Annotated in this window: 21 protein-coding genes and 5 tRNA genes; 14 read left to right on the forward strand and 12 right to left on the reverse strand. The window is 58.8% G+C overall.

The annotated features are described in order from the left end of the window. Positions 1–53: 53 nt before the first annotated feature. The 7 genes from PSH97_RS09770 to PSH97_RS09800 form a co-directional block, all read right to left on the reverse strand. The gene (locus tag PSH97_RS09770; RefSeq protein WP_305449004.1) at positions 54–470 is read right to left on the reverse strand and encodes a hypothetical protein; all 417 of its coding nucleotides are present in this window, start codon (positions 468–470) and stop codon (positions 54–56) included. A 367-nt stretch (positions 471–837) separates the two neighbouring features. Continuing rightward, complete coding sequence (locus tag PSH97_RS09775; RefSeq protein ID WP_019582098.1) at positions 838–1,179, reverse strand: hypothetical protein; 342 nt, start codon at positions 1,177–1,179, stop codon at positions 838–840. Between the two features lie 154 nt (positions 1,180–1,333). Beyond that, complete coding sequence (copD, locus tag PSH97_RS09780; protein ID WP_305449005.1) at positions 1,334–2,257, reverse strand: copper homeostasis membrane protein CopD; 924 nt, start codon at positions 2,255–2,257, stop codon at positions 1,334–1,336. A 3-nt stretch (positions 2,258–2,260) separates the two neighbouring features. Continuing rightward, positions 2,261–2,644, reverse strand: coding sequence for a copper homeostasis periplasmic binding protein CopC (gene copC, locus PSH97_RS09785; RefSeq protein ID WP_305449006.1), 384 nt, complete (start codon positions 2,642–2,644; stop codon positions 2,261–2,263). Between the two features lie 55 nt (positions 2,645–2,699). Further along, on the reverse strand, positions 2,700–3,587 hold the full coding sequence (locus tag PSH97_RS09790; protein WP_305449007.1) for a copper resistance protein B: 888 nt from the start codon (positions 3,585–3,587) through the stop codon (positions 2,700–2,702). A 10-nt stretch (positions 3,588–3,597) separates the two neighbouring features. After that, positions 3,598–5,376, reverse strand: coding sequence for a copper resistance system multicopper oxidase (locus tag PSH97_RS09795; RefSeq protein WP_305449008.1), 1,779 nt, complete (start codon positions 5,374–5,376; stop codon positions 3,598–3,600). A 134-nt stretch (positions 5,377–5,510) separates the two neighbouring features. Beyond that, positions 5,511–6,227 carry a murein L,D-transpeptidase catalytic domain family protein gene (locus PSH97_RS09800; protein ID WP_305449009.1) on the reverse strand — a complete coding sequence of 239 codons (717 nt, stop codon included), beginning with the start codon at positions 6,225–6,227 and terminating at the stop codon, positions 5,511–5,513. 81 nt (positions 6,228–6,308) lie between these two features. Between PSH97_RS09800 and PSH97_RS09805 the strand changes: the two genes are divergently transcribed. After that, complete coding sequence (locus tag PSH97_RS09805) at positions 6,309–8,060, forward strand: L,D-transpeptidase family protein (protein WP_305449010.1); 1,752 nt, start codon at positions 6,309–6,311, stop codon at positions 8,058–8,060. Between the two features lie 3 nt (positions 8,061–8,063). Here the strand turns inward: PSH97_RS09805 and PSH97_RS09810 are convergent, their stop codons facing one another. After that, positions 8,064–8,546: a hypothetical protein gene (locus PSH97_RS09810; protein ID WP_305449011.1), complete on the reverse strand. Its 483-nt coding sequence runs from the start codon at positions 8,544–8,546 to the stop codon at positions 8,064–8,066. 148 nt (positions 8,547–8,694) lie between these two features. Further along, positions 8,695–8,988: an HAD family hydrolase gene (locus PSH97_RS09815; RefSeq protein ID WP_305449012.1), complete on the reverse strand. Its 294-nt coding sequence runs from the start codon at positions 8,986–8,988 to the stop codon at positions 8,695–8,697. Positions 8,989–9,110: 122 nt separating this feature from the next. On the opposite strand from PSH97_RS09815, the gene PSH97_RS09820 reads away from it, so the two are divergent. From PSH97_RS09820 to PSH97_RS09840, 5 genes are all read left to right on the forward strand, one after another. Next, the gene (locus PSH97_RS09820) at positions 9,111–10,682 is read left to right on the forward strand and encodes a sensor domain-containing diguanylate cyclase (RefSeq protein ID WP_305449013.1); all 1,572 of its coding nucleotides are present in this window, start codon (positions 9,111–9,113) and stop codon (positions 10,680–10,682) included. Positions 10,683–10,819: 137 nt separating this feature from the next. Then, complete coding sequence (locus PSH97_RS09825; RefSeq protein ID WP_305449014.1) at positions 10,820–13,390, forward strand: bifunctional diguanylate cyclase/phosphodiesterase; 2,571 nt, start codon at positions 10,820–10,822, stop codon at positions 13,388–13,390. A 99-nt stretch (positions 13,391–13,489) separates the two neighbouring features. Next, on the forward strand, positions 13,490–14,284 hold the full coding sequence (xth, locus tag PSH97_RS09830) for an exodeoxyribonuclease III (RefSeq protein ID WP_052965500.1): 795 nt from the start codon (positions 13,490–13,492) through the stop codon (positions 14,282–14,284). 113 nt (positions 14,285–14,397) lie between these two features. After that, positions 14,398–15,237, forward strand: coding sequence for an arylamine N-acetyltransferase family protein (locus PSH97_RS09835; protein WP_305449015.1), 840 nt, complete (start codon positions 14,398–14,400; stop codon positions 15,235–15,237). A gap of 188 nt (positions 15,238–15,425) precedes the next feature. Further along, entirely contained in the window at positions 15,426–16,943 is a 1,518-nt protein-coding gene (locus tag PSH97_RS09840; RefSeq protein WP_305449016.1) for a nucleobase:cation symporter-2 family protein, read from the forward strand. Between the two features lie 217 nt (positions 16,944–17,160). On the opposite strand, the gene PSH97_RS09845 is transcribed toward PSH97_RS09840, so the two are convergent. Beyond that, a tRNA-Asn gene (locus tag PSH97_RS09845) sits at positions 17,161–17,236 on the reverse strand. Between the two features lie 225 nt (positions 17,237–17,461). Here PSH97_RS09845 and PSH97_RS09850 point away from each other — a divergent pair. Further along, complete coding sequence (locus PSH97_RS09850) at positions 17,462–17,692, forward strand: hypothetical protein (RefSeq protein WP_305449017.1); 231 nt, start codon at positions 17,462–17,464, stop codon at positions 17,690–17,692. On the opposite strand, the gene PSH97_RS09855 is transcribed toward PSH97_RS09850, so the two are convergent. Then, positions 17,689–17,889, reverse strand: a complete 201-nt coding sequence (locus PSH97_RS09855; protein WP_305449018.1) for a hypothetical protein — start codon at positions 17,887–17,889, stop codon at positions 17,689–17,691. The two genes, PSH97_RS09850 and PSH97_RS09855, sit on opposite strands and share 4 nt — an antisense overlap. A gap of 154 nt (positions 17,890–18,043) precedes the next feature. Further along, positions 18,044–19,240 (reverse strand): amino acid aminotransferase, encoded by a 1,197-nt coding sequence (locus PSH97_RS09860; RefSeq protein ID WP_305449019.1) that lies wholly within the window; start codon positions 19,238–19,240, stop codon positions 18,044–18,046. Positions 19,241–19,576: 336 nt separating this feature from the next. Here PSH97_RS09860 and uvrB point away from each other — a divergent pair, with 336 nt between their 5' ends. The 7 genes from uvrB to PSH97_RS09895 all read left to right on the forward strand — a co-directional run bounded on the left by uvrB (position 19,577) and on the right by PSH97_RS09895 (position 24,838). Beyond that, positions 19,577–21,592 carry an excinuclease ABC subunit UvrB gene (gene uvrB, locus PSH97_RS09865; RefSeq protein WP_305449020.1) on the forward strand — a complete coding sequence of 672 codons (2,016 nt, stop codon included), beginning with the start codon at positions 19,577–19,579 and terminating at the stop codon, positions 21,590–21,592. A 337-nt stretch (positions 21,593–21,929) separates the two neighbouring features. Next, positions 21,930–23,411 (forward strand): glutamate--tRNA ligase, encoded by a 1,482-nt coding sequence (gene gltX, locus PSH97_RS09870; RefSeq protein ID WP_305449021.1) that lies wholly within the window; start codon positions 21,930–21,932, stop codon positions 23,409–23,411. A gap of 189 nt (positions 23,412–23,600) precedes the next feature. Further along, positions 23,601–23,676 (forward strand) — tRNA-Ala (locus PSH97_RS09875). A 79-nt stretch (positions 23,677–23,755) separates the two neighbouring features. After that, positions 23,756–23,831, forward strand: a tRNA-Glu gene (locus tag PSH97_RS09880). A gap of 53 nt (positions 23,832–23,884) precedes the next feature. Beyond that, positions 23,885–23,960 (forward strand) — tRNA-Ala (locus tag PSH97_RS09885). 80 nt (positions 23,961–24,040) lie between these two features. Further along, positions 24,041–24,116 (forward strand) — tRNA-Glu (locus PSH97_RS09890). Positions 24,117–24,298: 182 nt separating this feature from the next. After that, positions 24,299–24,838 carry a TetR/AcrR family transcriptional regulator gene (locus PSH97_RS09895; RefSeq protein WP_038980068.1) on the forward strand — a complete coding sequence of 180 codons (540 nt, stop codon included), beginning with the start codon at positions 24,299–24,301 and terminating at the stop codon, positions 24,836–24,838. Position 24,839 lies beyond the last annotated feature (1 nt).

Raw genomic sequence — 24,839 nt, forward strand, 5'->3', positions numbered from 1 at the left:
TGGGGTTTCGTCCTGCCATCCCGGCCAGTGCGAACCTCAGCGACAATCGAGATTTATTGACCCATCGGCATCTTCATCATGCTGGATTGCTGATCCATCATTTTTATCATCATGTCCATCATCGCTGTACCCGAGCCGTCCTTGCTGCCGGACATGCCTTTGCCTTTGCCCATCCCCATCCCCATGCACTGGTCGTGCATCATGCCCATGCTGTTTTTCATCGTGGTCATGGCTTCCTGCATCGCCGCCTGGCGCTCGGCCGGGGTTTTAGCGGCGATCATTTTGTCGTGGGCCGCCTGCATTTTCTGCATCTGTTCGCTCATGGCCTTGTCTTGCATGGGCGTGGTTTGGGTGGAGTCGGTTGTGGGGGCGGCAGGCGCTGTTTCGGGGTGATGTTCGTCGGTGGCCAGCACTGGCAATGGGCTGCTGATGAGCAGTGCGGCTATGAGCGATTTGACGTAGGTGTGCATGACAATCTCCACAATATTAGGGGGATCGGCAGCGCTAAGCAGCTGCGGATCAGAGCATGTCGTGTTCCCGATAGAAGGGAATAATCCCGAACTTACGCTACGACCGGAGGGCGTTGTTGATCCATATCAAACAACGCCCACAGAGGCTTATTGTGCTGCGCAGGATAGAGCCAGCGGGCCACAGAGCATCATTGTGCTTTTTATGGTTTTCATTGTTATTGGGCTTTTGTGATGGAGTGGGGTTCAAGCGGGAGTAAGTGTAGTGAAAGCGCTTCTCGACTGTCATCCACTGTCCCAATACTCCATTCACTCCAGCGCATGGTACGTGTCAGGCAAGGCCCGACACGTATCCCTTCATATGAGTTGTTTATCCACAAGCCACGGACTTCGAACTCTTAAGATGCGCTTCAATCGAGTTGCTGGCAGAGTGGACTCTTACTCCCTTGAGTTTATCGAGTGGCGGATCTTTCCAAAGTTTTGATGCGTCGATGGGAAGGATGACCTGTATAGCAGCCCCTTGGGGCGGATCAGCAACAAAATCGAAGTCTTGAATGCCGTCTGGCGGGAACTGAATATAAACCCGTGGCTCCAGTCTCGGGTTTGTCCATCCACCAGAATTCACCAGGCCAATTGCCGATATGTGTAGCTGCGGTGGGTTTGATTTAAGTATTTTTAAGTCGACATCCACCACTTTCATTACTTCAGCCATTTTCGAACTCCTTTCGATAATTGCGCCGCTTTTTTCACCTTGGCGCTTGGGTGTTGAACCCTCTGGCTTGAAATCTAGTGTGGTTAGACGCTAGTAAAGGACCCTCACCCTGTCCACTGACTGCTCTGGCCGGTCATCGGATGCTTTCATTTCTTTACTGGGCATCCATTTCCGGGCTCAGCGTTCCGAGCCAAGCCACCAACCCCACAATCACCACCGCCGCCACCAATTCCACCACCACACTGCGCCGCAACGCATTGGCGGCGACCGTGTATTGCCTGTCCCGCAACGACCGCTCCAAAAGCGGCCCAAGGTGAAACCGGTTCAACGCGGCAAGCACGAGCATCCCGGCAAACAGCACCACTTTGATAAACAGCAAAATCCCATAGGTGCTAAGAAAAACCTCATCCAGCTTCGGCCCGACGATGAACAGATAATTCACAACCCCCGTCACCGTGATGACCACCACGATGACCGCGCCAATCACCTCAAATCGACTAACCGCGCGGGCCAGCAACCTGATGCGCGCTTCAGTTTGCAAAGCGGTGATTTTCGCCATCAGTGCAAACGCCACCAACGCACCCAGCCATGCCCCCGCCACCAGCAAGTGCAGTATGTCTACCGTGAAATGCCAATCACGACGACTGCCCTCATCCATCGCACCATGTCCGTTCCAGGCCAGGCTGGAGAGGGCGATACCGCCAGCAAAGGCCGCGATCCACAAGCTGACGCCAGGCGCACGGAGCATCACCGCCAAAGCGGTAGTCAGCAGCGCGACGATGCGAACCACACCGGCCAATCCCACGTCCGTCTCGAACATCATCATCTCGAGGTGCGGGCGCAGTTCGGCGAAGTCCGATTCCCCGCTCATGGCACTCGCCATCATCACGATGCTGGCAATGGACAGCAGCGCACCCAGCACTGCCGTCCCCGCCAACATCGACCGGAACGGCAACACGGCTCCCGATTTCCGTTCTTGCCCTTTAAGGCTGTAGAGCCCAAAAAACGCCACCCCGAACAACAGCATCAAATCCACATACAACGCAAAGCGCAGGGCAATGCTGATCGAGTCGCTCATCCATCACTTCACTTTGAACGTAACGTTGCCGGTGATCGGGTGAGTGTCCGAAGACACGGCGCGCCATTCGACTTTGTAGCTGCCGGTGGGCAGTGGCGAGAGCGGGGTGATGACCATGGTTTTCGGGTCGCTGCCGCCGGAGACTTTGGCCTTCATCGGCATGGGCGAGTGGGCCATGCCGGGCATGGCCGTCATGACCAGTTTGGCGCCGGAGAATTGGGTCACGAGGTTTTCGGAGAAGCGCAGTTCGATAGTGCTCGGTGCTGCGCCCTCCGCGCCTTCCGCCGGGGTAGAGGAGAGCAGTTTCGGATGAGCTTGAGCCAGTGCGCTCATGAGCAGCCCGGTGGAAAGTGCGATGGCGACAGCGGTGGTTTTGATTGTGCGCATGCAAGGCCTCTTACCGCTTTAAGCGGTTGATTTTTAGGTTTTTGAGTTGAAGCATTTAGAACCACAACCGAACGCCGACCACGAGGCGGGCTTCGCTGCGGTCCTCGCCTTCGTCCCTGGCGTAATCGGCGGTTTTGCCGTAGGTGCGGTTCCAGGTCACGCCGATGTACGGCGCGAATTCCCGGCGAATTTCATAGCGCAGGCGCAGGCCGGCTTCGGTGTTGGACAGCCCGGAGCCGATGCCCCGTTGCGGGTCGTTTTTGCCGTAGACGTTGAGCTCGGCGGTCGGCTGCAAAATCAGCCGGTTGGTGAGCAGAATATCGTAGTCACCTTCCAGCCGTGCGGCGGTCTGGCCACCTTCGCCGATGAAGGCGGTGGCCTCGGTTTCGAAGTTGTACAGCGCCATGCCTTGCACGCCGAACGCGGCCCAGGTTTGCGGATCGCCGGGTTTGAAATCCTGGCGTACGCCGGTCACCACGTCCCACCATGGGCTGATCGCGTGGCCCCACAGAGCTTGAATTTCAGCGTCTTCGGTTTTGCCATTGACGCGTTCGCCTTCGGAGCGCAGCCACAGGCGATCGATGTCGCCGCCGATCCAGCCGGACAGATCCCACGCCAACGCGCTGCCGTCGTCGGCGTCCTGCCATTCGAGTTTGTCGGCGAGGAAGTAATAGTTGAGCGCGGTGTCATGCACGGCGTGGCCGGCGGGGCTGACGTAGACGGCGGCGCGGTCGGCGTCGGTCAATGCCGGGATCGGCGTGCGGCTTTGGGTCGGTGCGGCGGGCTGCATTTGCCCGTAATCCTCGCTTTGCATCTGGCTGTGATTCATGCCCGGCATCTGGCTATGGTCCATGCCCTGCATGTTGTCGGTGGCGGCCATGGCCGAAGAGAGCGTCAGGCCCACGGTAACGAGGGCCAAAGAGATCGGAGTGAGTCTGGTCATGGGTAGCGCCTCATTCTTCCACGCGAACTTCACGGAACATGCCCATTTCCATGTGATACAGGAGATGGCAGTGGTAGGCCCAGCGGCCGAGCGCATCGGAGGTGACCCTATAGCTGCGCTTTGATCCCGGTGGCATGTCGATAGTGTGTTTGCGCACCATGAACTGGCCGTTCTCGTCTTCGAGGTCGCTCCACATACCGTGCAAATGAATGGGGTGAGTCATCATCGTGTCGTTGACCAGGACGACCCGGATTCGCTCACCGTACTTGAGTCGCAGCGGTTCGGCATCGGAGAATTTCACGCCGTTGAACGACCAGGCGAATTTCTCCATGTGGCCGGTGAGGTGCAGCTCGATGGTGCGACCGGGCTCGCGGCCGTCCGGATCTTCGAAGGTGCTGCGCAGGTCGGAGTAAGTCAGTACGCGACGGCCGTTGTCGCGCAAGCCAAGGCCCGGGTCGTCGAGTTTCGGCGAGGTGGTCATGGCTTGCATGTCCACCAGCGGGTTGTCTTTTTCCGTGTCGGGATGGGATTGCATACCGGCCATGGTGCTGTGATCCATACCGGCCATGTTGTCCATGCCCTGCATATCTCCGCCGTCCATGCCCGTCATGCCTTGCATTGCACTGTGATCCATCCCCGCCATGTCGCCGCTCATGCTTCCGTGATCCATGCCACCCATGCCCATGTCATCCATGGTCACCAGCGGTCGCGGATCCAGCGGAGGAACCGGTGCCGACAACCCGGCCTTCACCGCAAGGGTGCCGCGGGCATAACCCGTTCGATCCATCGACTGGGCGAACAGGGTGTAGGCGTCCTGGGTTGGCTCGACAATCACATCGAATGTCTCCGCCACCGCGATGCGGAACTCGTCGACGCTCACCGGTTTGACGTGTTGGCCATCGGCCGCGACTACGGTCATTTTCAGGCCGGGGATACGCACGTCGAAGTAGGTCATCGACGAACCGTTGATGAAACGCAGGCGCAGCTTTTCGCCGGGACGGAAGACACCGGTCCAGTTCATGTTCGGCGCTTGGCCGTTCATCAAGTAGGTGTAAGTGGCGCCGCTGACGTCGGCCAGATCGGTGGGGTTCATCTTCATCTCGGCCCACATCTTGCGATCGGCGACTGTCGAGCCCCAGCCTTTTTCGCTGACGTCTTGGATGAAATCGCCCACGGTGCGCTTGTGGTAGTTGTAATAATCCGATTGCTTCTTGAGTTTGCTCATCAGGTCGACGGCGTCTTCGTCGGTCCAGTCGGTCAGCATCACCACGTAATCGCGGTCGTACTGGAACGGCTCCGGTTCCTTGGCGTCGATCACCAATGGCCCGTAAACCCCGGACTGCTCCTGAAAGCCCGAATGGCTGTGATACCAGTAAGTGCCGTTCTGCCGGACCTTGAACTGGTAGACGTACATCCCGTCCGGCTCGATGCCGTGAAAGCTCAGGCCCGGAACGCCGTCCATGTTGGCGGGCAGCAAGATGCCGTGCCAGTGAATGGAGGTGGTGTCCTTGAGTTTGTTCTTCACCCGCAGCGTGACGGTGTCGCCTTCACGCCAGCGCAGCAGGGGGCCGGGAATGCCGCCGTTGATGGTCATCGCCGTGCGAGGGTTGCCGGTGATGTTGACCGCGGTTTCGCCGATGTAGAGGTCGAATTCGGTACCGGCCAGCACGTTCGGTTCGCCAGGGCTGGTGATCGCCCAGACAGGCGTGCGCCACAGCCCGAGGCCCGCGAGGACGCCACCCGCGGCCAGGCCCTTCACGAAGGTGCGTCTTGAGGTGTTGGAATGCATGCCGTTTTTCCCATCCGTCAGCCTGATGAAGCCCTCATGCCCATCCTGAGCGGAGGGAGGAGCACTTAATGAGGTGGAGGCTAACGGGCGGCGCCTTTCAGCAGACTGAGGCCAAGATTACATTTCTGACAGTTTCATTCTGTGTTCAATGATTTTCCCGTCGGCCTGGCCGAGTCCGCCACGGTAGCGTTACCGCAATTGATGTACGAAGAAGACTTCAACCAGCGCTGATCCGGATAATAAGAAAACAACAGCTGCCCATCCTTCATCGAGTCGATCAGTTGATGCGCAATTGCAGGCCTCACCGCCGGGCAGCCCAGGCTTCTGCCGATCCGGCCATTCGCTCGCGCCAGGTCAGGACTGACATACGGTGCGCCATGAATGACAATCGCTCGCTCGAAAGCATTGTCGTTGAAACCCGGCTCCAGACCTTCCATGCGCAACGAATAGCCGTTCTGCCCGACATAGCTGGATTGGGTACGATACAGGCCAAGACTGGTAGCGAAGCTGGCATTGCGGTTGGAGAACTGGCGGGCCATGTTCTCGCCGCTGTTGCGACCGTGGGCGACCAGTTCATGGAACAACAATTTGCGTTGTTTAAGGTCGAATACCCAAAGACGTTGCGCGGTCGAGGGCAGGGAGTAATCGATGACTGCCAGTCTTTGAGCCGGGGCCGTGCCTTGGGTCCGGCTGCATTGAGAGGCGCGTACGGCCAAGGCAATCACCTTGGCATTGGCATTGGGGGCCGCTTTGATCAGCGCGGCTTCAAGCGAATCGGCGTAGGCTGCCGGTAAGGTACACGCGGTCAGCAACAGGGCCGTCATTAAAAAGCCGCAGCGGTCTAGGGCCATACGCAAGTCTCATCTGATTGTTTCGAGTCTAGCAGCGCGCACGACGCTAGCCGGTTGAAAACGGGAGATTAAGGATTATCCATGGGGCAGTTAACAAGGTTATTCGTCATAAGCCGCATATTTTTTATGGGCTTTCTGATAAGCGGCATGGCAGTTGCGCAAACTTCGCCGATTGAGCCGGCATCTCCCGTTAGCATGATCGCGGAGGCAGCGCCTGGCGATTACGTTGGTCAGGCGATTCAGGCGGCGCTGGCGCCATTGAGTTCGGCATTTCCTCCGTTGCTCACCTCGCCGCGTCATCAGCGGGTCGACGTTAACCGGGCGGTGATGGATTTTTATAGCCATCGGGGCTATCGCGCTGCCTGGACGGACGATGACGATGTCGTCCAGTTGTTGAAGAGCCTGAGCGATACCGAGGTCGATGGCCTGGATCCTGCGGATTTTCGAATTGCTGAACTGGCCAGTGCCCGAGCGTCGCTGCAAACGGCAGCGTCAACTCCCGGGCAACAGGCTGCCTTCGATATCTCGGCGACCCAGACGTTTATCACGGCGCTGCTGCAGTTGCGGCGCGGCAAGGTCGACCCTTCGCGGCTGGACATCCATTGGAATTTCGATCCGCTCGGCATCGACCCCCGGGAGGACGTCAATCTTTTCTTCGCCGCCCTCGACAGCCATGACGTCGCGCGCGCGTTCGCCCAGGCGCCGCCACAAGAAGCAATTTATGGCACGTTGCGACAGGGCCTGGCGCAACTGCGCAGGGTTCGCGACAGTGGCGGCTGGCCAAAGATTCCGCAAGGGCAGACCCTCAGGCCCGGCATGGACGACGCCTCGGTTGCGCAGTTGCGAGCCCGTTTGGTAGCGGGTGGTTATCTGGCCACGAATAAGAACGCGCGCTCCGACTACGACGACACCGTCATGGCGGCGGTGAAGAAGTATCAAACCGAGCAATACCTCGGGGCGGATGGTGTGGCGGGGCCGGCGACACTGGCGGCGCTGAATGTGCCGGTCGAAGCGCGAATCGACCAGGTTCGCGTGAACATGGAACGGGCACGGTGGCTGCTGTACAAACTGCAGGGCACCTTTGTCATCGTCGACATTGCCGGGTACAAGGTTTCGTTCTATCGCGATGGCAAGCTGACATGGCGCTCCCGGGTGCAGGTGGGTAAACCGTATCGCAGCACGCCGATTTTTCAATCGGAGATCACCTACGTCACGTTCAACCCGACCTGGACGGTGCCGCCAACCATTCTGGTCAAGGATATGCTGCCGAAGATTCGCAACAATCCTGGTTACCTTGATGCAAACCGGATTCGCGTGATCGATCGAGAAGGCAACGTGCTCGACCCGTATACCGTGGATTGGGAGAACCCGCGCGGCCTGACGCTGCGGCAGGATGCAGGGTCGGATAATTCGTTGGGGCAGGTGGTTATTCGCTTTCCCAATGACTATGCGATTTATCTGCACGACACGCCGCATCGTGAGTTGTTTGCGCAATCCAATCGCGCGACCAGTTCCGGCTGTATTCGGGTAGAAAATCCGCTGCAATTAGTGGAGCTGTTGTTCAACGACCCGGTTCGCTGGAACAGCGAAGGGATTCAAAAGCAGTTAGCCAACGGCAAGACTGAGAACATCAGGCTCCCTGTGAAAGTGCCGGTGCTGTTGGCCTATTGGACAGTGGACCTGAGCCTTGATGGGCGGGTGACGTTCAAGCCCGATGTGTATGGGTACGATAAGCCGGTGTTGCGGGCACTGAATCTGCCGTCGGAACGGCCAACGCTGGACGGGAGGCGAGCGGCGCCTCCCTCGATGGCGGTGGGGCAGAGCAAGCTGTAAGGCTTAAAGCCCCAGCCCTTCTTGCACCGCCAGGAGCAGGTTGTGTTCCGTCAGTGCGATCGCATCTGGTTGTTGGCCGGATTGTTCGATCGCCTGAAGCCACCAGTGCGTCACGCCGTGTTCGTCCGAGGTTCGCAACAGGGCGAGTTCCTTGCCTGTCGAGTGGATCTCGATCCGCCCGGCACCGTCGGCGGTGAAACGAGCGACAGGGTCGAAGGTGACGCTATGGTGGTTGCCTTCGATCAGCAGTTGGTCGATGGCGTAATCGTAACTCGCCCCGTCCGGCGCCCTCTCGAACACGTGAGTGGGATTGCGTCGCAGCTTCAGGCCCACTTCGATCGATGGCTGCAGCCAGGCTTCGATCTGGTGATACAGCTCGTTGACCTGGGCAGGCCAGCTGTCGATGGCCTGATCGGCGATGGTCGCGTCGGCACTGGTTTGCCGGGATTGTTTCAGCTTCTCGGCGAGCTCATCTGCTTTACTCATTTCGATTTCCTGTCGTGATGTCAGTTAATCGTAGCTCCTTCAAGGTAACGTGGTTTTGCCTTGCGTCATGTGATTTAAGCACCGGCGGTATTGAAGAAAATGGACGGGCCAGCAGGAGCCCGCACCGCTGGCTCCTACGAAAAGCGGCTCATCTCGCCGATTGGCCTTGCTGTACCGGCAACCCAAGCGCTACCAGTTCCTCGCGCAATTGTTGCGGGCTGAAGAACTGAACCGCATGAAATCCCTCCCGGCGTGCGCCTGCAATATGCGGCGCATGATCATCGATGAAGACCGCGCGGCGGCTATCAACGTCAAACCGCGGGGTTCCAGCGGATACCTCCTTGGGTAACCGGGCCGGGGGCCGGGCATGGCAGCCGATATCGAAGCGTTCAATAGGCTCCTGAGGTTTTTCATCCTGGCAGAAACGATTTTTGTATTTCACTCACGCGGGCAAATCGATCTCTGTAAATCGGCGCAATTGCGGCGCACAACCCCGTAGACTAAGCTCACAAAAAATAAGGGTTTTGGGCCTCTGCCCATGCCTTACCCTTTCAGGACATGCTTTTGCCTATCCCCATTCCCGATCCGCCCCCCGCGCCCGGCGGTGCCTTGAAACGGCTGCCCCTGCTCAAAGCAGCGGTGCTGTTCATTGCGGCCGTGTGCCTGTGCCTCTGTGGGCTGCTTTATCTGCAACTGGAGCAGTCGCGTCGACACGATCTGGCGTTGGCCGAGGTGTCTTCGTCAAACCTGACCCGGGCCATGGCGCAGCAGGCCGAAGACACCTTCATGAAAGCCGATCTGGTGCTGACCAGTCTGGTGGACTGGATCCAGGCGGAGGGTTTCGACGCTGTCCAGGCGGCACGTTTGCAGAAAACCTTCGCGCGGCGGGTGCAAACGCTGGATCAATTGCACGGAATATTTCTGTTCGACAAGCGGGGGCAATGGGTCGTGACGTCGTTCGATGATCTGCCCCGTGGCGCAGGTGTGGCGGACCGCGAATATTTCAGGTTTCACCAGCAGAACGTATCGTCCCTGGCGCACATCGGTCCGGCAATTCGCAGTCGCGAAAATGGCGAATGGATCATTCCTGTTTCCAGGCGAGTCAACGACCAGAACGGCAATTTCCAGGGTGTGTTGTTGGCCGGGATCAAGATGTCGTACTTCGATCAGTTCTTCAAAAGCTTCAGCCTCGATAACAACGGCGCGATGTTTTTGGCGTTGACCGATGGGACCTTGCTGGCGCGACGGCCGTTTGTGGAATCGCAGATCGGCACATCCCTGGCTCAGGGCGCGATTTTTCAAACACACTTGCCCAGCGCAACCTCCGGCAACGCCATGATCGACTCGGTGGTGGATGGCATTGTGCGGTTGTATGGCTACCGTCAGCTCGATGCCTATCCAGTAGTGGTCGCGGCGGCATCTTCCGAAGACGCGATCCTCAAGGACTGGTACGACACGGCGATTCAATCCAGTGTGATCGTCGCTCTGGTTGTCCTCGGCGTGGGGTTGTTCGGTTGGGTATTCATTCATCAGGTGCGCGCGGGCGAACGGATCGAGGCGGATTTGCGCAAGGCGCAGAAAACCCTGGAATTGATCGCCACTCACGACAGCCTGACCGGGTTGGCCAACCGTCGATTGTTCGAGCGCGCGCTGGAAATCGAGTTCGGGCGCGGTGCCCGGCAGTCGAGTCCGCTGAGTCTGATCATGCTCGATATCGATTATTTCAAGCGCTATAACGACGCCTACGGTCATGTGGCCGGGGACCATTGCCTGGCCGAAGTGGCGCGGGCATTGAAGGGTTGCTGTCACCGCAAAGCTGATCTGGCGGTGCGCTACGGCGGTGAAGAGTTTGCGGTGTTGCTGCCGGATACCGACATCCATGGTGCACTGAACATCGCCGAGCAGATCCGCCGAAGCGTCATGGACAAGAACATCATCCACAGCGGTTCACCCACGGGCTACGTGACGGTCAGCCTGGGCTGTTATTCGTTTGTGCCAACGGGGTATGACAGCACCGAAATGTTGATCAAGCGCGCGGATGCAGCGCTGTACCAGGCCAAGCATTCGGGGCGAAATCGTTCGGCGGTGTTGTCGATGGAAGGGGGCGTCGAGGCGCTGATGCGTTCGGACCGCTAATGCTAGCCAGTTAAGTGTATTCAGGGGCGATGACCGAGCATGGCTGCTATGGTCAGTGGAGAGCCTGGCTGTCATGACGACAGACCAGACCCCGCCGGTCTCACCCGATAAGGCGATCGATTGACAGGATCAAGTGCATGGATTTGACTGCTGCTTCCACCGTTGCACCTGCGCGTCATACACCGATTACCCGCAACCTGATGTTCGTCATCGGCCTGCTGTTTGTGGTTGGGGTGTTGATCGCTTTGATGGCCCTGTTCAGCATTGCCGCACGGCTCGATGCTCAGGATCTGAGTAAAACCACGTTCTACACGCAACGCGCACTTGAGAACCGCATCACCGCCTCGAAAAACTACATCGCCAGCTACGCCAACTGGACGACTGCCTACGACCACCTGAACGACAAGGTCGATGTGCAGTGGGCCTACATCGATCAGAACGTGGGCAAAACCCTGTTCACCATCGATCACTACGATGGCGTTTTCGTGATCGATCGTCAGCGAACCAAATACGCCATAGTGCGTGGGCTTCAGGTGCAGGGCGAAGCGACGGCCTATCTGTCGACGTCGATGGCGAGCCTCATAGAGGAGGTTCAGAGCCAGGAGAGCCTCATCGAGCCCGTCAGCCGGTACACCTTGTTCGAAGGCAAACCGGCGCTGTTGACGGCGGCCGCGATCGTGCCCAATGACGAACGCCCGGCGGTCGATCCCAAGAGCACCTCGATACTGATATACGTCGACCAGTTGAACCCTGAAAAGCTCGATACCTTGAGCGCCGATTACGGGTTGATTGATTTGAGCCTCGCGGCCGACGACGCCCTTGTTCCCGGTCAGCCCGCCGTCGCCCTGACCGGCACCGGTTACAGCCTGGTCTCCCGGCTCGAGCAGCCGGGTCACCAGTTGCTCTGGTCGTTGCTGCCGCCACTGGGTGGGGCGCTGTTGATTCTGGGGTTGTTGACCGCTTACTTCTTTCGTTATGTCCTGCGCGCGTCCGGGCATGTGGACGCCAGTTACACCAGTCTCGATTTGTCGAACCAGGCGCTGGAGGCCAGTGAAGAACGTTTTCGTGCGGTGGCTGAGGCCGCGTCTGACTGGATCTGGGAAACCGACGACCAGCACTGCATCACTTATCTGTCGGGGCGCTTCAGCACCGTTACCGGATTCACCGATCAGCAATGGCTGGGGCAGAACATCGGGCAGCTGCTCAATTGCGAAACCACGCCCTTGTCGCTGTGGCTGAACAAACTTGATGAAGAGCAAGCTGTCAGTCACTTGCGCTGTTCCTACCGTGATCAATCGGGGCAACAGCGAGTGTGCCGGGTGTCGGCGCGACCGATCCAGCGCAAGGGCGCGGTACTGGGTTTTCGCGGGACGGCCAGCGACATCACCGATGAAGTCGCCGCCCATGCGCAGATCCAGCATCTGTCGATGCACGACGCCCTGACTGGCTTGCCGAACCGCAACAAACTGGCGCGCTACCTCGAAGACGCGCTGGCGCTGAAAGAGCAATCGACGGCGTTGACGTTGTTAATGATCGACCTGGATAACTTCAAGCCGATCAACGATTCCCTCGGCCACCCGGCCGGCGATGCGGTACTGCTGGAGGTTGCCATTCGTTTGCGCGAGTGCACGCGGGACATCGATCTGGTTGCCCGATTGGGTGGCGATGAGTTCGTGCTGGTGCTCCACGGCATGGACAGCCACGCGGAAATCGACCGGTTTTGCGAGCGCTTGCTCGACAGCCTGCATCAACCCATCCATTACGATCACCACACACTGCACATCGGCGCGAGCATCGGTATCGCCCTGAGCCGGCGCCAGGGGCATCTTCCGCAGGAGCTGATTCGCTGCGCCGATATCGCGTTGTATCAGGCCAAGTCCAATGGGAAGAAGACCTGGTGCTACTTTGCTGCGCACATGAACGATCAGATCCAGCACCGCCGACAACTGGAAAGCGACCTGCGTCTGGCGATCAAGAACAACGAATTCGTGATGCATTACCAGCCGCGTTATCACGTCGATGGCAAGCAGATCGTCTCGGTCGAAGCGCTGCTGCGCTGGCAGCATCCGGTGCAAGGCTTGTTGAACCCCGACGCGTTTATTCCATTGGCCGAGCAGACTGATTTGATCGTGCCATTAGGGCGCTGGGTGTTGCGCGAGGCGTGCGAGACGGCCTTGACCTGGCCTGGTGCGATGATGGTGTCGGTCAACCTGTCACCGGTGCAGTTTGCCCGTAGCGATGTGATCGAGGATGTCCGGGAGGCGTTGATCCAGAGCCGATTGCCCGCCAGTCGACTGGAACTGGAGATCACTGAAAACGTGATGCTCATCGACGTCGATGGTGCCCTGGCGACCATGAATGCGCTCAAGGAGTTGGGCGTACGACTGAACATGGACGATTTCGGCACCGGTTATTCTTCGTTGGGCTACCTGCGCACGTATCCGTTCGACGGCATCAAGATCGACAAGCGCTTCATCGCGTCCATGAGCAACGGCAGCAATGACCGCGCCGTGGTGCAGGCAATCATCAACCTGGGCAAGGCCATGGGGCTGACCGTGACCGCCGAAGGTGTCGAGACGCTGGAGCAACTGGACTTCCTGATCTCGGACCAGTGCCATGAAGTGCAGGGGTTCTACCTCAGTCGGCCGGTGGGCAAGGAGGCGTTGCTGCCGTTGCTCAAGGCCTCTTGGGATGAACATCGGCTGTAAGCTCGCGCCTTTAGTCGCCTGATTCGTTCGCCGCGGCAACTGCCGTGGCGCACCCCGGTCACAACTGGATACCGCCCAATCCGTTGCGAGCGTCGGATCATGAAGAACCTGAAAATCGCCACCTTCAATGTCAACGGCATGCGCGCCCGCTTGCCGAATCTGCTGGCCTGGCTTGCGCGAGAACAGCCAGATATTGCCTGCTTGCAAGAGCTCAAATCGGTCGACGGCGCATTCCCTGTCGCGGAACTTGAGGCGGCCGGGTATGGCGCCGTGTGGCACGGCCAGGTGTCGTGGAACGGGGTGGCGATTCTGGCGCGTGATGCGCAGCCGCTGGAGAGCCGGCGCGGTTTACCGGGGGATGACAGCGATACCCATAGCCGCTACGTGGAAGCTGCCGTGCACGGGGTTCTGGTGGGCTGTCTGTACCTGCCCAATGGCAATCCGCAGCCGGGGCCTAAGTTCGATTACAAACTGGCGTGGTTCGAGCGGCTGATCTCGCACGCCAAGGACCTGCAGAGCAGCGACCATCCGGTGGTGCTGGCCGGCGATTACAACGTGGTGCCCACCGATCTGGACATCTACAACCCGCGCTCCTGGCTCAAGGACGCGTTGCTGCAACCCGAGAGTCGCGCGTGTTATCAGCGATTGCTGGATCAGGGCTGGACCGATTCCCTGCGTCATCTGTATCCAGAGGAGCGCATCTACACCTTCTGGGATTATTTCCGGCAGCACTGGCAGAAAAACTCGGGATTGCGCATCGATCATCTGCTGCTCAACCCGGCACTGAGTCCTTACCTGCAAGAGGCCGGCGTCGATGCCTGGGTTCGCAACGAACCTCATGCCAGTGATCACGCGCCGACATGGATTCGATTGGGTTCGCGCAAGCGGCGATAGTCTTGGCGCGTGCGACGATTGGCTAAATCAATTGTCAGTCCGACCGTGTTTTCCCTTATACATGGCGCCCATCGGCGGAGCGATCCGCGGACCTCTGCATAAAGGATTGAGCGATGAGCGAGACACGACTGACAAATCTTGCGCTGTACCTGCAACGCCTGGGCTTCGATGCGCCTCCGGCGCCGACCCTGGAAACCCTGCGCCAACTGCAACTGCGCCACACCGGTGCCTTCCCGTTCGAAAACCTCACCACGTTATTGGGCAAGCCGGTGCTCATCGATCTCCCGTCCATAGAACAGAAAGTCCTGCATGATGGTCGCGGTGGCTACTGCTACGAACTCAATAACCTGTTCCTGGCCTTGCTTCAGACATTGGGCTTCGACGCACGTGGCATCACCGGTCGCGTGGTCATGGGCCAGTCCGAAGGCGCGTGGACTGCGCGTACGCACCGCTTGAGCCTGGTGACTCTGGAGGGCGTGCGCTACATCACCGATGTCGGCTTCGGCGGCATGGTGCCCACCGCACCGCTGATGCTGGATACCGAAGCCGAGCAGTTCACCCCTCACGAACCCTATCGTATCGAACCACATGCCGACGGCTACACCTTGCGCGCCAACGTCGGCGGTGAATGGCGGGCCATGTACATCTTCGATCTGCAGCGTCAGGAAGACATCGATTACAGCCTGGGCAACTGGTACGTCTCGACCCATCCCGAATCGCCCTTCGTCAAACAACTGATGGTGGCGCGGACGGGGGAGGGATGGCGACGCACATTGAATAACGGCAGCTTTGCCATTCATCGCATGGGCAGCGAGAGCGAACGGCGGCAGGTGGCGGATACTGAGGAGTTGATCGGGTTACTGGAGAGTGAATTCGGGATTCGAGTGCCGGCGCGGGAAGTGTTGAAGCGGGTGCTTGAGCGGTTGATTGAGCCTGTGTCGCAGGCAAATTGAGCGACACGTAAAGGGGCGGATTTGAGCAATTCGCCCCTTTTTCTTTTGATTGGGAGGCTCCATGGACAAAAGGGCGATATGGCCACATGTCCATAATCTGACTGGTTAGTTGTATACAACTCTATAGACATTTGTCCTGACTATTGAATACAGTGTGCGCACAACAAAAACCAGGGAACCCCCCAACCATGAAAACGCCCCATGTTTCATACCAGCGGCCTGAGGATGAGAATCTCGGGATCGGCGCGAATATGGCTTACGGACTGCAACACGTTCTGACCATGTATGGCGGTATCGTCGCGGTGCCTTTGATCATCGGCCAGGCGGCCGGGCTTTCGCCGGCGGACATCGGTTTGTTGATTGCTGCTTCATTGTTTGCCGGGGGGGTGGCGACATTGCTGCAAACCCTGGGTTTGCCGTTTTTCGGTTGTCAGTTGCCACTGGTGCAGGGCGTGTCGTTCTCTGGCGTTGCGACCATGGTGGCGATTGTCAGCAGTGGTGGGGAGGGCGGCTTTCAGTCGATTCTCGGGGCGGTGATTGCCGCGTCGCTGATCGGCTTGCTGATCACGCCGGTGTTCTCGCGAATCACCAAGTTCTTTCCGCCGTTGGTGACGGGCATTGTGATCACCACTATCGGCCTCACGCTGATGCCGGTGGCCGCACGCTGGGCCATGGGCGGCAACAGCCATGCGCCAGACTTCGGCAGCATGGCGAACATTGGCCTGGCGGCGGTGACGCTGGTGTTGGTGCTGCTACTCAGCAAAATCGGCAGTGCGACCATCTCCCGTTTGTCGATTCTCTTGGCCATGGTCATCGGCACAGTTATCGCTGTGTTCCTCGGCATGGCAGATTTCTCGTCCGTCACCCAAGGCCCGATGTTCGGTTTCCCGGCACCGTTCCATTTCGGCATGCCGACGTTCCATTTCGCCGCGATCCTGTCGATGTGCATCGTGATCATGGTGACCTTGGTGGAAACCTCGGCCGACATTCTGGCCGTTGGTGAAATCATCGGCACCAAAGTCGACTCCAAACGCCTGGGCAACGGCCTGCGCGCCGACATGCTGTCGAGCATGGTTGCGCCGATCTTCGGCTCCTTCACCCAGAGCGCCTTCGCCCAGAACGTCGGGCTGGTGGCGGTAACCGGGATCAAGAGCCGTTTCGTGGTGGCCACCGGCGGTGTGTTCCTGGTGGTGCTCGGACTGCTGCCCTTCATGGGCCGGGTCATCGCCGCCGTGCCGACCTCCGTGCTCGGCGGTGCCGGCATCGTGCTGTTCGGCACCGTGGCGGCCAGTGGCATTCGGACGCTGTCCAAGGTCGACTACCGCAACAACGTCAACCTGATCATCGTTGCCACCTCCATCGGTTTTGGCATGATTCCCATCGCCGCACCGAACTTCTACGACCACTTCCCCAGCTGGTTCGCGACGATCTTCCACTCGGGCATCAGCTCTTCGGCGATCATGGCCATCGTGCTGAACCTGACCTTCAACCACCTCACTGCCGGCAACTCGGATCAACAATCGGTGTTTGCAGCCGGTACCGAGCGAGTCTTGCGTTATCAAGATCTGGCGGCATTGCGGGAAGGGGATTACTTCAGCGAAGGCAAGCTGCATGACTGCGACGGGAATGAGATTCCGGTGGTGGAGGCGGAGCATGGGCATGCCGAGTCGCGGGCGGTGCATGCGAAAAGCAGTGAGCATGTCTGACGGCGGTACCTGGTAAAAAGGCAGGTAGATCAAAAGATCGCAGCCTGCGGCAGCTCTCTACACGATCCGTTTCGTCGCGTACGAAACGAATTGCATTCGGTCGAAGTAAAACGCGACCGACGTAGGAGCTGCCGCAGGCTGCGATCTTTTGACTTTAATGGCGAGCACAAAAAAAGCCCCTGAACTTTCGATTCAGGGGCTTTTCGATTTTGCTGTCTGGCTCCACGACCTGGACTCGAACCAGGGACCCAGTGATTAACAGTCACTTGCTCTACCAACTGAGCTATCGCGGAATGGCGTCTATGTTACTGATTCAAAAAGAGAAGTCAAGCCTCTGTTGGCAGTTTGATGTTTTCATCGGATCAGAGGGGGTTATCGGCCATTGGCGGTTACCAGAATCGCGGTAGAGGTCTACCATGGTCGCCCGGAAGTGGTGACACGCGCTGCCGGCCCTCAGCCGAAAAGGTACGCGCCATGAATCACCCAAGCCTCACACCTCAAAACAGCGGGGTATTCGCATGAGCATCGCTCAGATCAGCCTGCCCAAAGGCGTTGGCCCGCACGCCGAGAAACTGTTCGACGCCATCACTCAGGCCAGCACCGCTGACGAATTGAACCGCGCGGGCGGCAAGGCCGAAGGTTTTGTCCTGGGCCTGGAAAGCTCCAAGGCAATCAAAAGCCAGGTGGCCGAGTCGCTTTATGTGGCCTACGACGACGCAGCCAGCCAGCGTGCAACCGAACTGGCTTAACCGCCGAAGGTAATGGTGCCGAGCATCAGCTTGGCGTACGCCATCGTAGCGACCAGTTGCACCAGCCACAACGCCAGGCCGCCAAGGAACACGCCCGCAGCCACTTGCAGCACCAGGTTATTACCGCGTTTGGCCGCAGAGCGGGGCACAAAGTAGTCCAGCTCGTCGCGGTCGGCGCGTAGGTCATCGTTTTTCATGTGGGTTCTCGCAAGATTTATCGGGTGTACTCATAACCTGTGGGGGCCGGGATGGTGTGCAGTCTAGAGGGCTTGGCCGTCGGGTCGAGAGATATCTGCGACCCATAAAAAACGGGAAGCCCTATGGCTTCCCGTTTTCAATCACGCGCCCGACTCAGATCACCTGAACAATGGCCTTGGTCACGGCGTCGATGTTGCTCTGGTTCAGCGCGGCAACGCAGATGCGGCCGGTGTCCAGGGCGTAGATGCCGAACTCGTTGCGCAGGCGGGTAACCTGCTCAACCGTCAGGCCGGAGTAGGAGAACATGCCGCGCTGGCGACCGACGAAGCTGAAATCGCGCTGTGGAGCGTTTTTCGCCAGCAGGTCGACCATCTGGGTGCGCATGCCACGAATCCGCAGGCGCATTTCTGCCAGTTCTTCTTCCCACTGGGCGCGCAGTACCGGGCTGTTCAGCACGGCAGCGACGATGCTTGCACCGTGGGTCGGCGGGTTGGAGTAGTTGGTGCGGATCACGCGTTTGACTTGCGACAGCACGCGCGCGCTTTCTTCTTTCGAATCGCTGACGATCGACAGGGCGCCAACGCGCTCGCCGTACAGCGAGAAGGATTTGGAGAACGAGCTGGAGACGAAGAAGGTCAGGTCCGACTCGGCGAACAGGCGCACGGCCGCGGCGTCTTCATCGATACCGTCGCCAAAGCCCTGGTAGGCCATGTCGAGGAATGGCACGTGACCTTTGGCCTTGACCACTTCCAGCACGTTTTTCCAGTCCGCCGGGCTCAGGTCCACGCCAGTCGGGTTGTGGCAGCAAGCGTGCAGCACAACGATGGAGCCGGACGGCAGGGCGTTCAGGTCTTCCAGCAGGCCGGCGCGGTTAACGTCGTGAGTCGCGGCGTCATAGTAGCGATAGTTCTGCACCGGGAAACCGGCGGTTTCGAACAGCGCGCGGTGGTTTTCCCAGCTTGGGTCGCTGATCGCCACGACGGCGTTCGGCAGCAGTTGCTTGAGGAAGTCGGCACCGATTTTCAGTGCGCCGGTACCGCCGACGGCTTGGGTGGTGATGACCCGGCCAGCGGCGATCAGCGGCGAATCATTGCCGAACAGCAGTTTCTGCACGGCCTGGTCGTAGGCAGCGATGCCGTCGATCGGCAAGTAACCACGGGAAACGTGTTGAGCGGCGCGAATCGTCTCGGCTTCGACAACGGCGCGCAGGAGTGGAATTCGCCCCTGCTCGTCGCAGTAAACACCGACCCCCAGGTTGACCTTGTTGGTACGGGTATCGGCATTGAATGCTTCGTTGAGGCCCAGGATTGGATCGCGTGGTGCCATTTCGACAGCGGAGAACAGGCTCATTATTGCGGCGGCTCTGAATGGAGTGTGGAGGGACGTGTCGCGCTCCAGCCGAATGCACTAGAGCGGTGCACAAACGGGGAGCTAGTATAGAGGCCATCAGTGATTGATGGCGACAGGCGATTTGGCTTTTACGGTAAGTTTTTCCAATTATTTTTCGATCGTTGGTCGAGTGGCGTCGTCAAAGGTTTTACCCGATGTAGGACGTTTGCCTTGAAAGCAGTGGCAAACGGCTCCACATTGAGCACAATCCAGTTTTTTCCTCGGGCGACGTCGGTCGTTTGCGGTCTTTTTCGTTCGTGCCCGGTCAGCCGTGCAGATGCGAACCCAGAGGTAGTTATGTCTGAATTCCAGCTAGTCACCCGCTTCGAGCCCGCCGGCGATCAGCCGGAAGCCATTCGCCTGATGGTCGAGGGCATTGAGGCCGGGCTGGCGCACCAGACATTGCTCGGTGTGACCGGCTCAGGCAAGACCTTCAGCATCGCCAACGTGATCGCCCAGATACAGCGCCCGACGCTGGTGCTGGCGCCCAACAAGACTCTGGCCGCGCAGCTGTATGGCGAATTCAAGGCGTTCTTCCCGAACAACGCCGTTGAATACTTCGTGTCCTATTACGACTACTACCAGCCCGAAGCCTATGTGCCGTCGTCCGATACCTTCATCGAGAAGGATGCCTCGATCAACGACCACATCGAGCAGATGCGATTGTCCGCGACCAAGGCGCTGCTGGAGCGCAAGGACGCGATTATCGTCACCACGGTGTCCTGCATCTACGGTCTGGGCAGTCCGGAAACCTATTTGAAGATGGTGTTGCACGTCGATCGCGGCGACAAGCTCGACCAGCGTGCGCTGCTGCGTCGCCTGGCCGACCTGCAATACACCCGCAACGACATGGACTTCGCCCGGGCGACCTTTCGGGTGCGCGGCGATGTGATTGATATCCACCCGGCGGAATCCGATTTTGAGGCGATCCGCATTGAACTGTTCGATGACGAAGTGGAAAGCCTGTCCGCCTTCGATCCGCTGACCGGTGAAGTCATCCGCAAACTGCCGCGTTTCACTTTCTATCCGAAGAGCCACTATGTGACGCCGCGCGAAACCCTGCTCGAAGCTACCGAAGGGATCAAGGTCGAATTGCAGGAGCGCCTGGAATACCTGCGCTCCAACAATAAACTGCTGGAAGCTCAGCGACTTGAGCAACGCACCCGTTTCGACCTGGAGATGATCCTGGAACTGGGCTACTGCAACGGCATCGAAAACTACTCGCGCTACCTGTCGGGCCGTGAGTCCGGCCAGGCGCCGCCCACTTTGTTCGACTACTTGCCGGCGGACGCCTTGTTGGTGATCGACGAATCCCACGTCAGCGTGCCGCAAGTCGGCGCCATGTATAAAGGTGACCGTTCCCGGAAAGAAACGCTGGTGGAGTACGGTTTCCGTTTGCCCTCGGCCCTGGATAACCGGCCGATGCGTTTCGACGAGTTCGAAAGCATCAGTCCCCAAACGATTTTTGTCTCGGCCACGCCGGGCAATTACGAAGCGGAGCACGCCGGCCGAGTGGTCGAGCAATTGGTGCGCCCGACTGGCCTGGTGGACCCGCAAATCGAAATCCGTCCGGCGTTGACTCAGGTTGACGATTTGCTCTCGGAAATCACCAAGCGCGTGGCCCTGGAAGAGCGGGTGCTGGTGACCACGCTGACCAAGCGCATGTCCGAAGACTTGACCGATTACCTGGCCGACCACGGCGTGCGTGTGCGTTATCTGCACTCGGACATCGACACCGTGGAGCGGGTTGAAATTATTCGTGACTTGCGTCTCGGCGTCTTCGATGTGCTGGTGGGGATCAACCTGCTGCGTGAAGGTCTGGACATGCCGGAAGTTTCGCTGGTGGCGATTCTTGACGCGGACAAGGAAGGTTTCCTGCGTTCCGAGCGCTCGCTGATCCAGACCATCGGCCGGGCGGCGCGCAACCTCAATGGTCGGGCGATTTTGTATGCGGATCGCATCACCGGTTCCATGGAGCGGGCGATTGGCGAAACCGAGCGTCGTCGCGACAAGCAGATCGCCTTCAACCTGGCCAACGGCATCACGCCGAAGGGGGTGTTCAAAGACGTTGCCGACATCATGGAAGGCGCGGTCGTGCCGGGTTCGCGCAGCAAGAAACGCAAAGGCATGGCCAAGGCCGCCGAGGAAAGTGCCAAGTACGAGGCCGAACTGCGCTCGCCGAGCGAGATCAGCAAGCGCATTCGTCAGTTGGAAGAAAAGATGTACCAACTCGCCCGCGATCTGGAATTCGAAGCCGCGGCACAGTTGCGCGACGAAATCGGCAAGTTGCGGGAGCGGTTGATCGCGGTTTGAGATGTGCAATGAATGGGCGGACCTCATCGCGGGCAAGCCCGCTCCCACAGGGTCTGTAGATAGGTAACATAGTGTGTGAATACCCTCAATCCTTGTGGGAGCGGGCTTGCCCGCGATGAGGTCCGCCGGAACACTATAAATATCAATTGCGCGCTTCCCAAGCCTTCAGCCCTGCCTGCAACCTCCTGGTAGGCAACACCGCCACCAGGCTGATCCCCCAATGCAATATTGGCTTATATGCCCCGCTGACTGGAGCATGGCAGGCTACGCCTGTTACCATTCGGCTCTTGTTGGAAGTTCGCTTTGATCTTCGCTTTTATTCTTTTCGAGACATGCCATGACCACCGTCCGCACTCGCATCGCGCCATCGCCTACCGGGGACCCCCACGTAGGTACCGCTTACATCGCTTTGTTCAACTACTGCTTTGCCAAGCAGCATGGCGGTGAGTTCATCCTGCGGATCGAAGACACCGACCAACTGCGTTCGACCCGCGAGTCCGAACAGCAGATTTACGACGCCCTGCGCTGGTTGGGTATCGACTGGAGCGAAGGCCCGGACGTCGGCGGCCCGCACGGTCCTTACCGTCAGAGCGAGCGCGGCGATATCTATCAGAAGTACTGCCAGCAACTGGTCGACATGGGGCATGCCTTCCCGTGCTTCTGCACAGCCGAAGAGCTGGACCAGATGCGCGCCGAGCAAATGGCCCGCGGCGAAACCCCGCGATACGACGGCCGTGCGCTGTTGCTGTCCAAGGAAGAAGTCGCGCGCCGCCTGGCCGCCAGCGAGCCACACGTCATCCGCATGAAAGTGCCGACCGAAGGCGTGTGCGTGGTGCCTGACATGCTGCGTGGCGATGTCGAGATCCCGTGGGATCGCATGGACATGCAAGTGCTGATGAAGACCGACGGCTTGCCAACGTACTTCCTGGCCAACGTGGTCGATGACCACTTGATGGGCATCACCCACGTTTTGCGGGGTGAAGAGTGGCTGCCTTCGGCACCGAAACTGATCCTCTTGTACGAATACTTCGGCTGGGAACAACCGCAGCTGTGCTACATGCCGCTGCTGCGTAACCCGGACAAGAGCAAGCTGTCCAAGCGCAAGAACCCGACCTCGGTAACGTTCTACGAGCGCATGGGCTTCATGCCGGAAGCAATGCTCAACTACCTGGGCCGCATGGGCTGGTCGATGCCGGACGAGCGCGAGAAGTTCTCGCTGCAGGAAATGGTCGACAACTTCGATCTGACGCGCGTCTCCCTCGGCGGGCCGATTTTCGACATCGAGAAGCTGTCGTGGCTCAACGGCCAATGGCTGCGTGACCTGCCGGTGGAAGAGTTCGCCGCTCGTGTGCAAAAGTGGGCGCTGAACCCTGAATACATGATGAAGATCGCACCGCACGTGCAGGGCCGGGTTGAAACCTTCAGCCAGGTCGCACCGCTGGCCGGCTTCTTCTTCGCCGGTGGCGTGAACCCGGACGCCAAGTTGTTCGAATCCAAGAAACTCTCGGGTGATCAGGTTCGTCAGTTGATGCAGTTGATTTTGTGGAAGCTGGAAAGCCTGCGTCAGTGGGAGAAGGACAGCATTACTGCGACGATTCAATCGGTGGTCGAATCCCTGGAATTGAAGCTGCGTGACGCCATGCCGCTGATGTTCGCCGCGATTACAGGCCAGGCCAGCTCGGTGTCGGTGCTCGATGCGATGGAAATCCTCGGTCCGGACCTGACCCGTTTCCGTCTGCGCCAGGCTATCGACCTGCTGGGCGGCGTGTCGAAGAAGGAAAACAAGGAGTGGGAAAAGCTTCTGGGCGCGATTGCCTGACGGCGTTTGACTCTGTAGGAGCTGCCGAAGGCTGCGATCTTTTGATCCTGATCTTCGGTACTTCCCCCGAATTTACGGGGGGAGGGCGGTAAGTGATTGTTATGTGGGCAAAAAATTTTGGGAATTGTTAAAAATAAGTTTGACAGCCTTCCGATGCGCCATTAAGATTCGCCCCGTCCTCAGCGATGAGGGGCTATAGCTCAGCTGGGAGAGCGCTTGCATGGCATGCAAGAGGTCGACGGTTCGATCCCGTCTAGCTCCACCAATTTACACTTCAAGGTCTGGCCACACCGGCCTTGAAGCGATCAACACTCAGCGTTGATCAAGTGTATAGAAGGGTTTGCGTCCCCTTCGTCTAGTGGCCTAGGACACCGCCCTTTCACGGCGGTAACAGGGGTTCGAGTCCCCTAGGGGACGCCAGTTTTACAGAAGCGATGTTGCAAGATGTCGCTCCGCCGCGAGGCGAAAAATCCGGGGCTATAGCTCAGCTGGGAGAGCGCTTGCATGGCATGCAAGAGGTCGACGGTTCGATCCCGTCTAGCTCCACCAATTTTACAGTTCAAGGTCTGGCCACACCGGCCTTGAATCGATCAGCTCTCAGCACTGATCAGTTGTATAGAAGGGTTTGTGTCCCCTTCGTCTAGTGGCCTAGGACACCGCCCTTTCACGGCGGTAACAGGGGTTCGAGTCCCCTAGGGGACGCCACGATTACCCGCTCTGCGGGATTTTTAAGGGTCATTCAATTATTGAATGGCCCTTTTGTTTGTCTGGCATTTGGCCAACTCTCCTTTTTCCTCAAAACTGTTCTTCAGACCAGCGGTCACATCCACGACTTGCGAAAAATTATTATGAGAATAATATTCTAGTCGTAATATTCGGAGGCAACGATGAACGATAAAAAAGCTCAAACCCGCGAGCGCATCCTCAAGGCTGCCAGTGCAGCGCTGATTCAGCGCGGCCCGGCCGAGCCGAGCGTGGGCGAAGTGATGGGCGCGGCCGGCCTGACGGTCGGCGGCTTCTACGCGCACTTCGAAAGCAAGGACGCATTGATGCTGGAAGCGTTCAAGCAGCTGCTCAGCCATCGTCGTGGCTTGATCGCCGATATGGACGCCGAGTTGACCGGCGAAGAGCGTCGCGCCTTGGTCGCAGCGTTCTATCTGTCGCGCAAACACCGTGATTCCACCGAGCATGCGTGTCCGATTCCGGCTTCGGTCGGGGAGCTGGGCCGTCTGCCGGACGAGTTTCGTGTGGCGTTGAATGAACATGTTGAATTGATGGTCGCGCAGTTGGCGGCCAGCCCGGAAGACACCGACAAAGTCTTGGCCGACATCGCCTTGATGGTCGGTGGTCTGGCTCTGGCACGGGCGCTGGGGCCAGGAGAGTTGTCCGATCGTTTGCTGCGCGCCGCCAAATCGGCGGTGCTATGAC

Origin of the sequence: Pseudomonas cucumis (genome assembly GCF_030687935.1) — a bacterium.
In the GTDB taxonomy this organism is placed as follows: Bacteria; Pseudomonadota; Gammaproteobacteria; order Pseudomonadales; family Pseudomonadaceae; genus Aquipseudomonas; species Aquipseudomonas cucumis.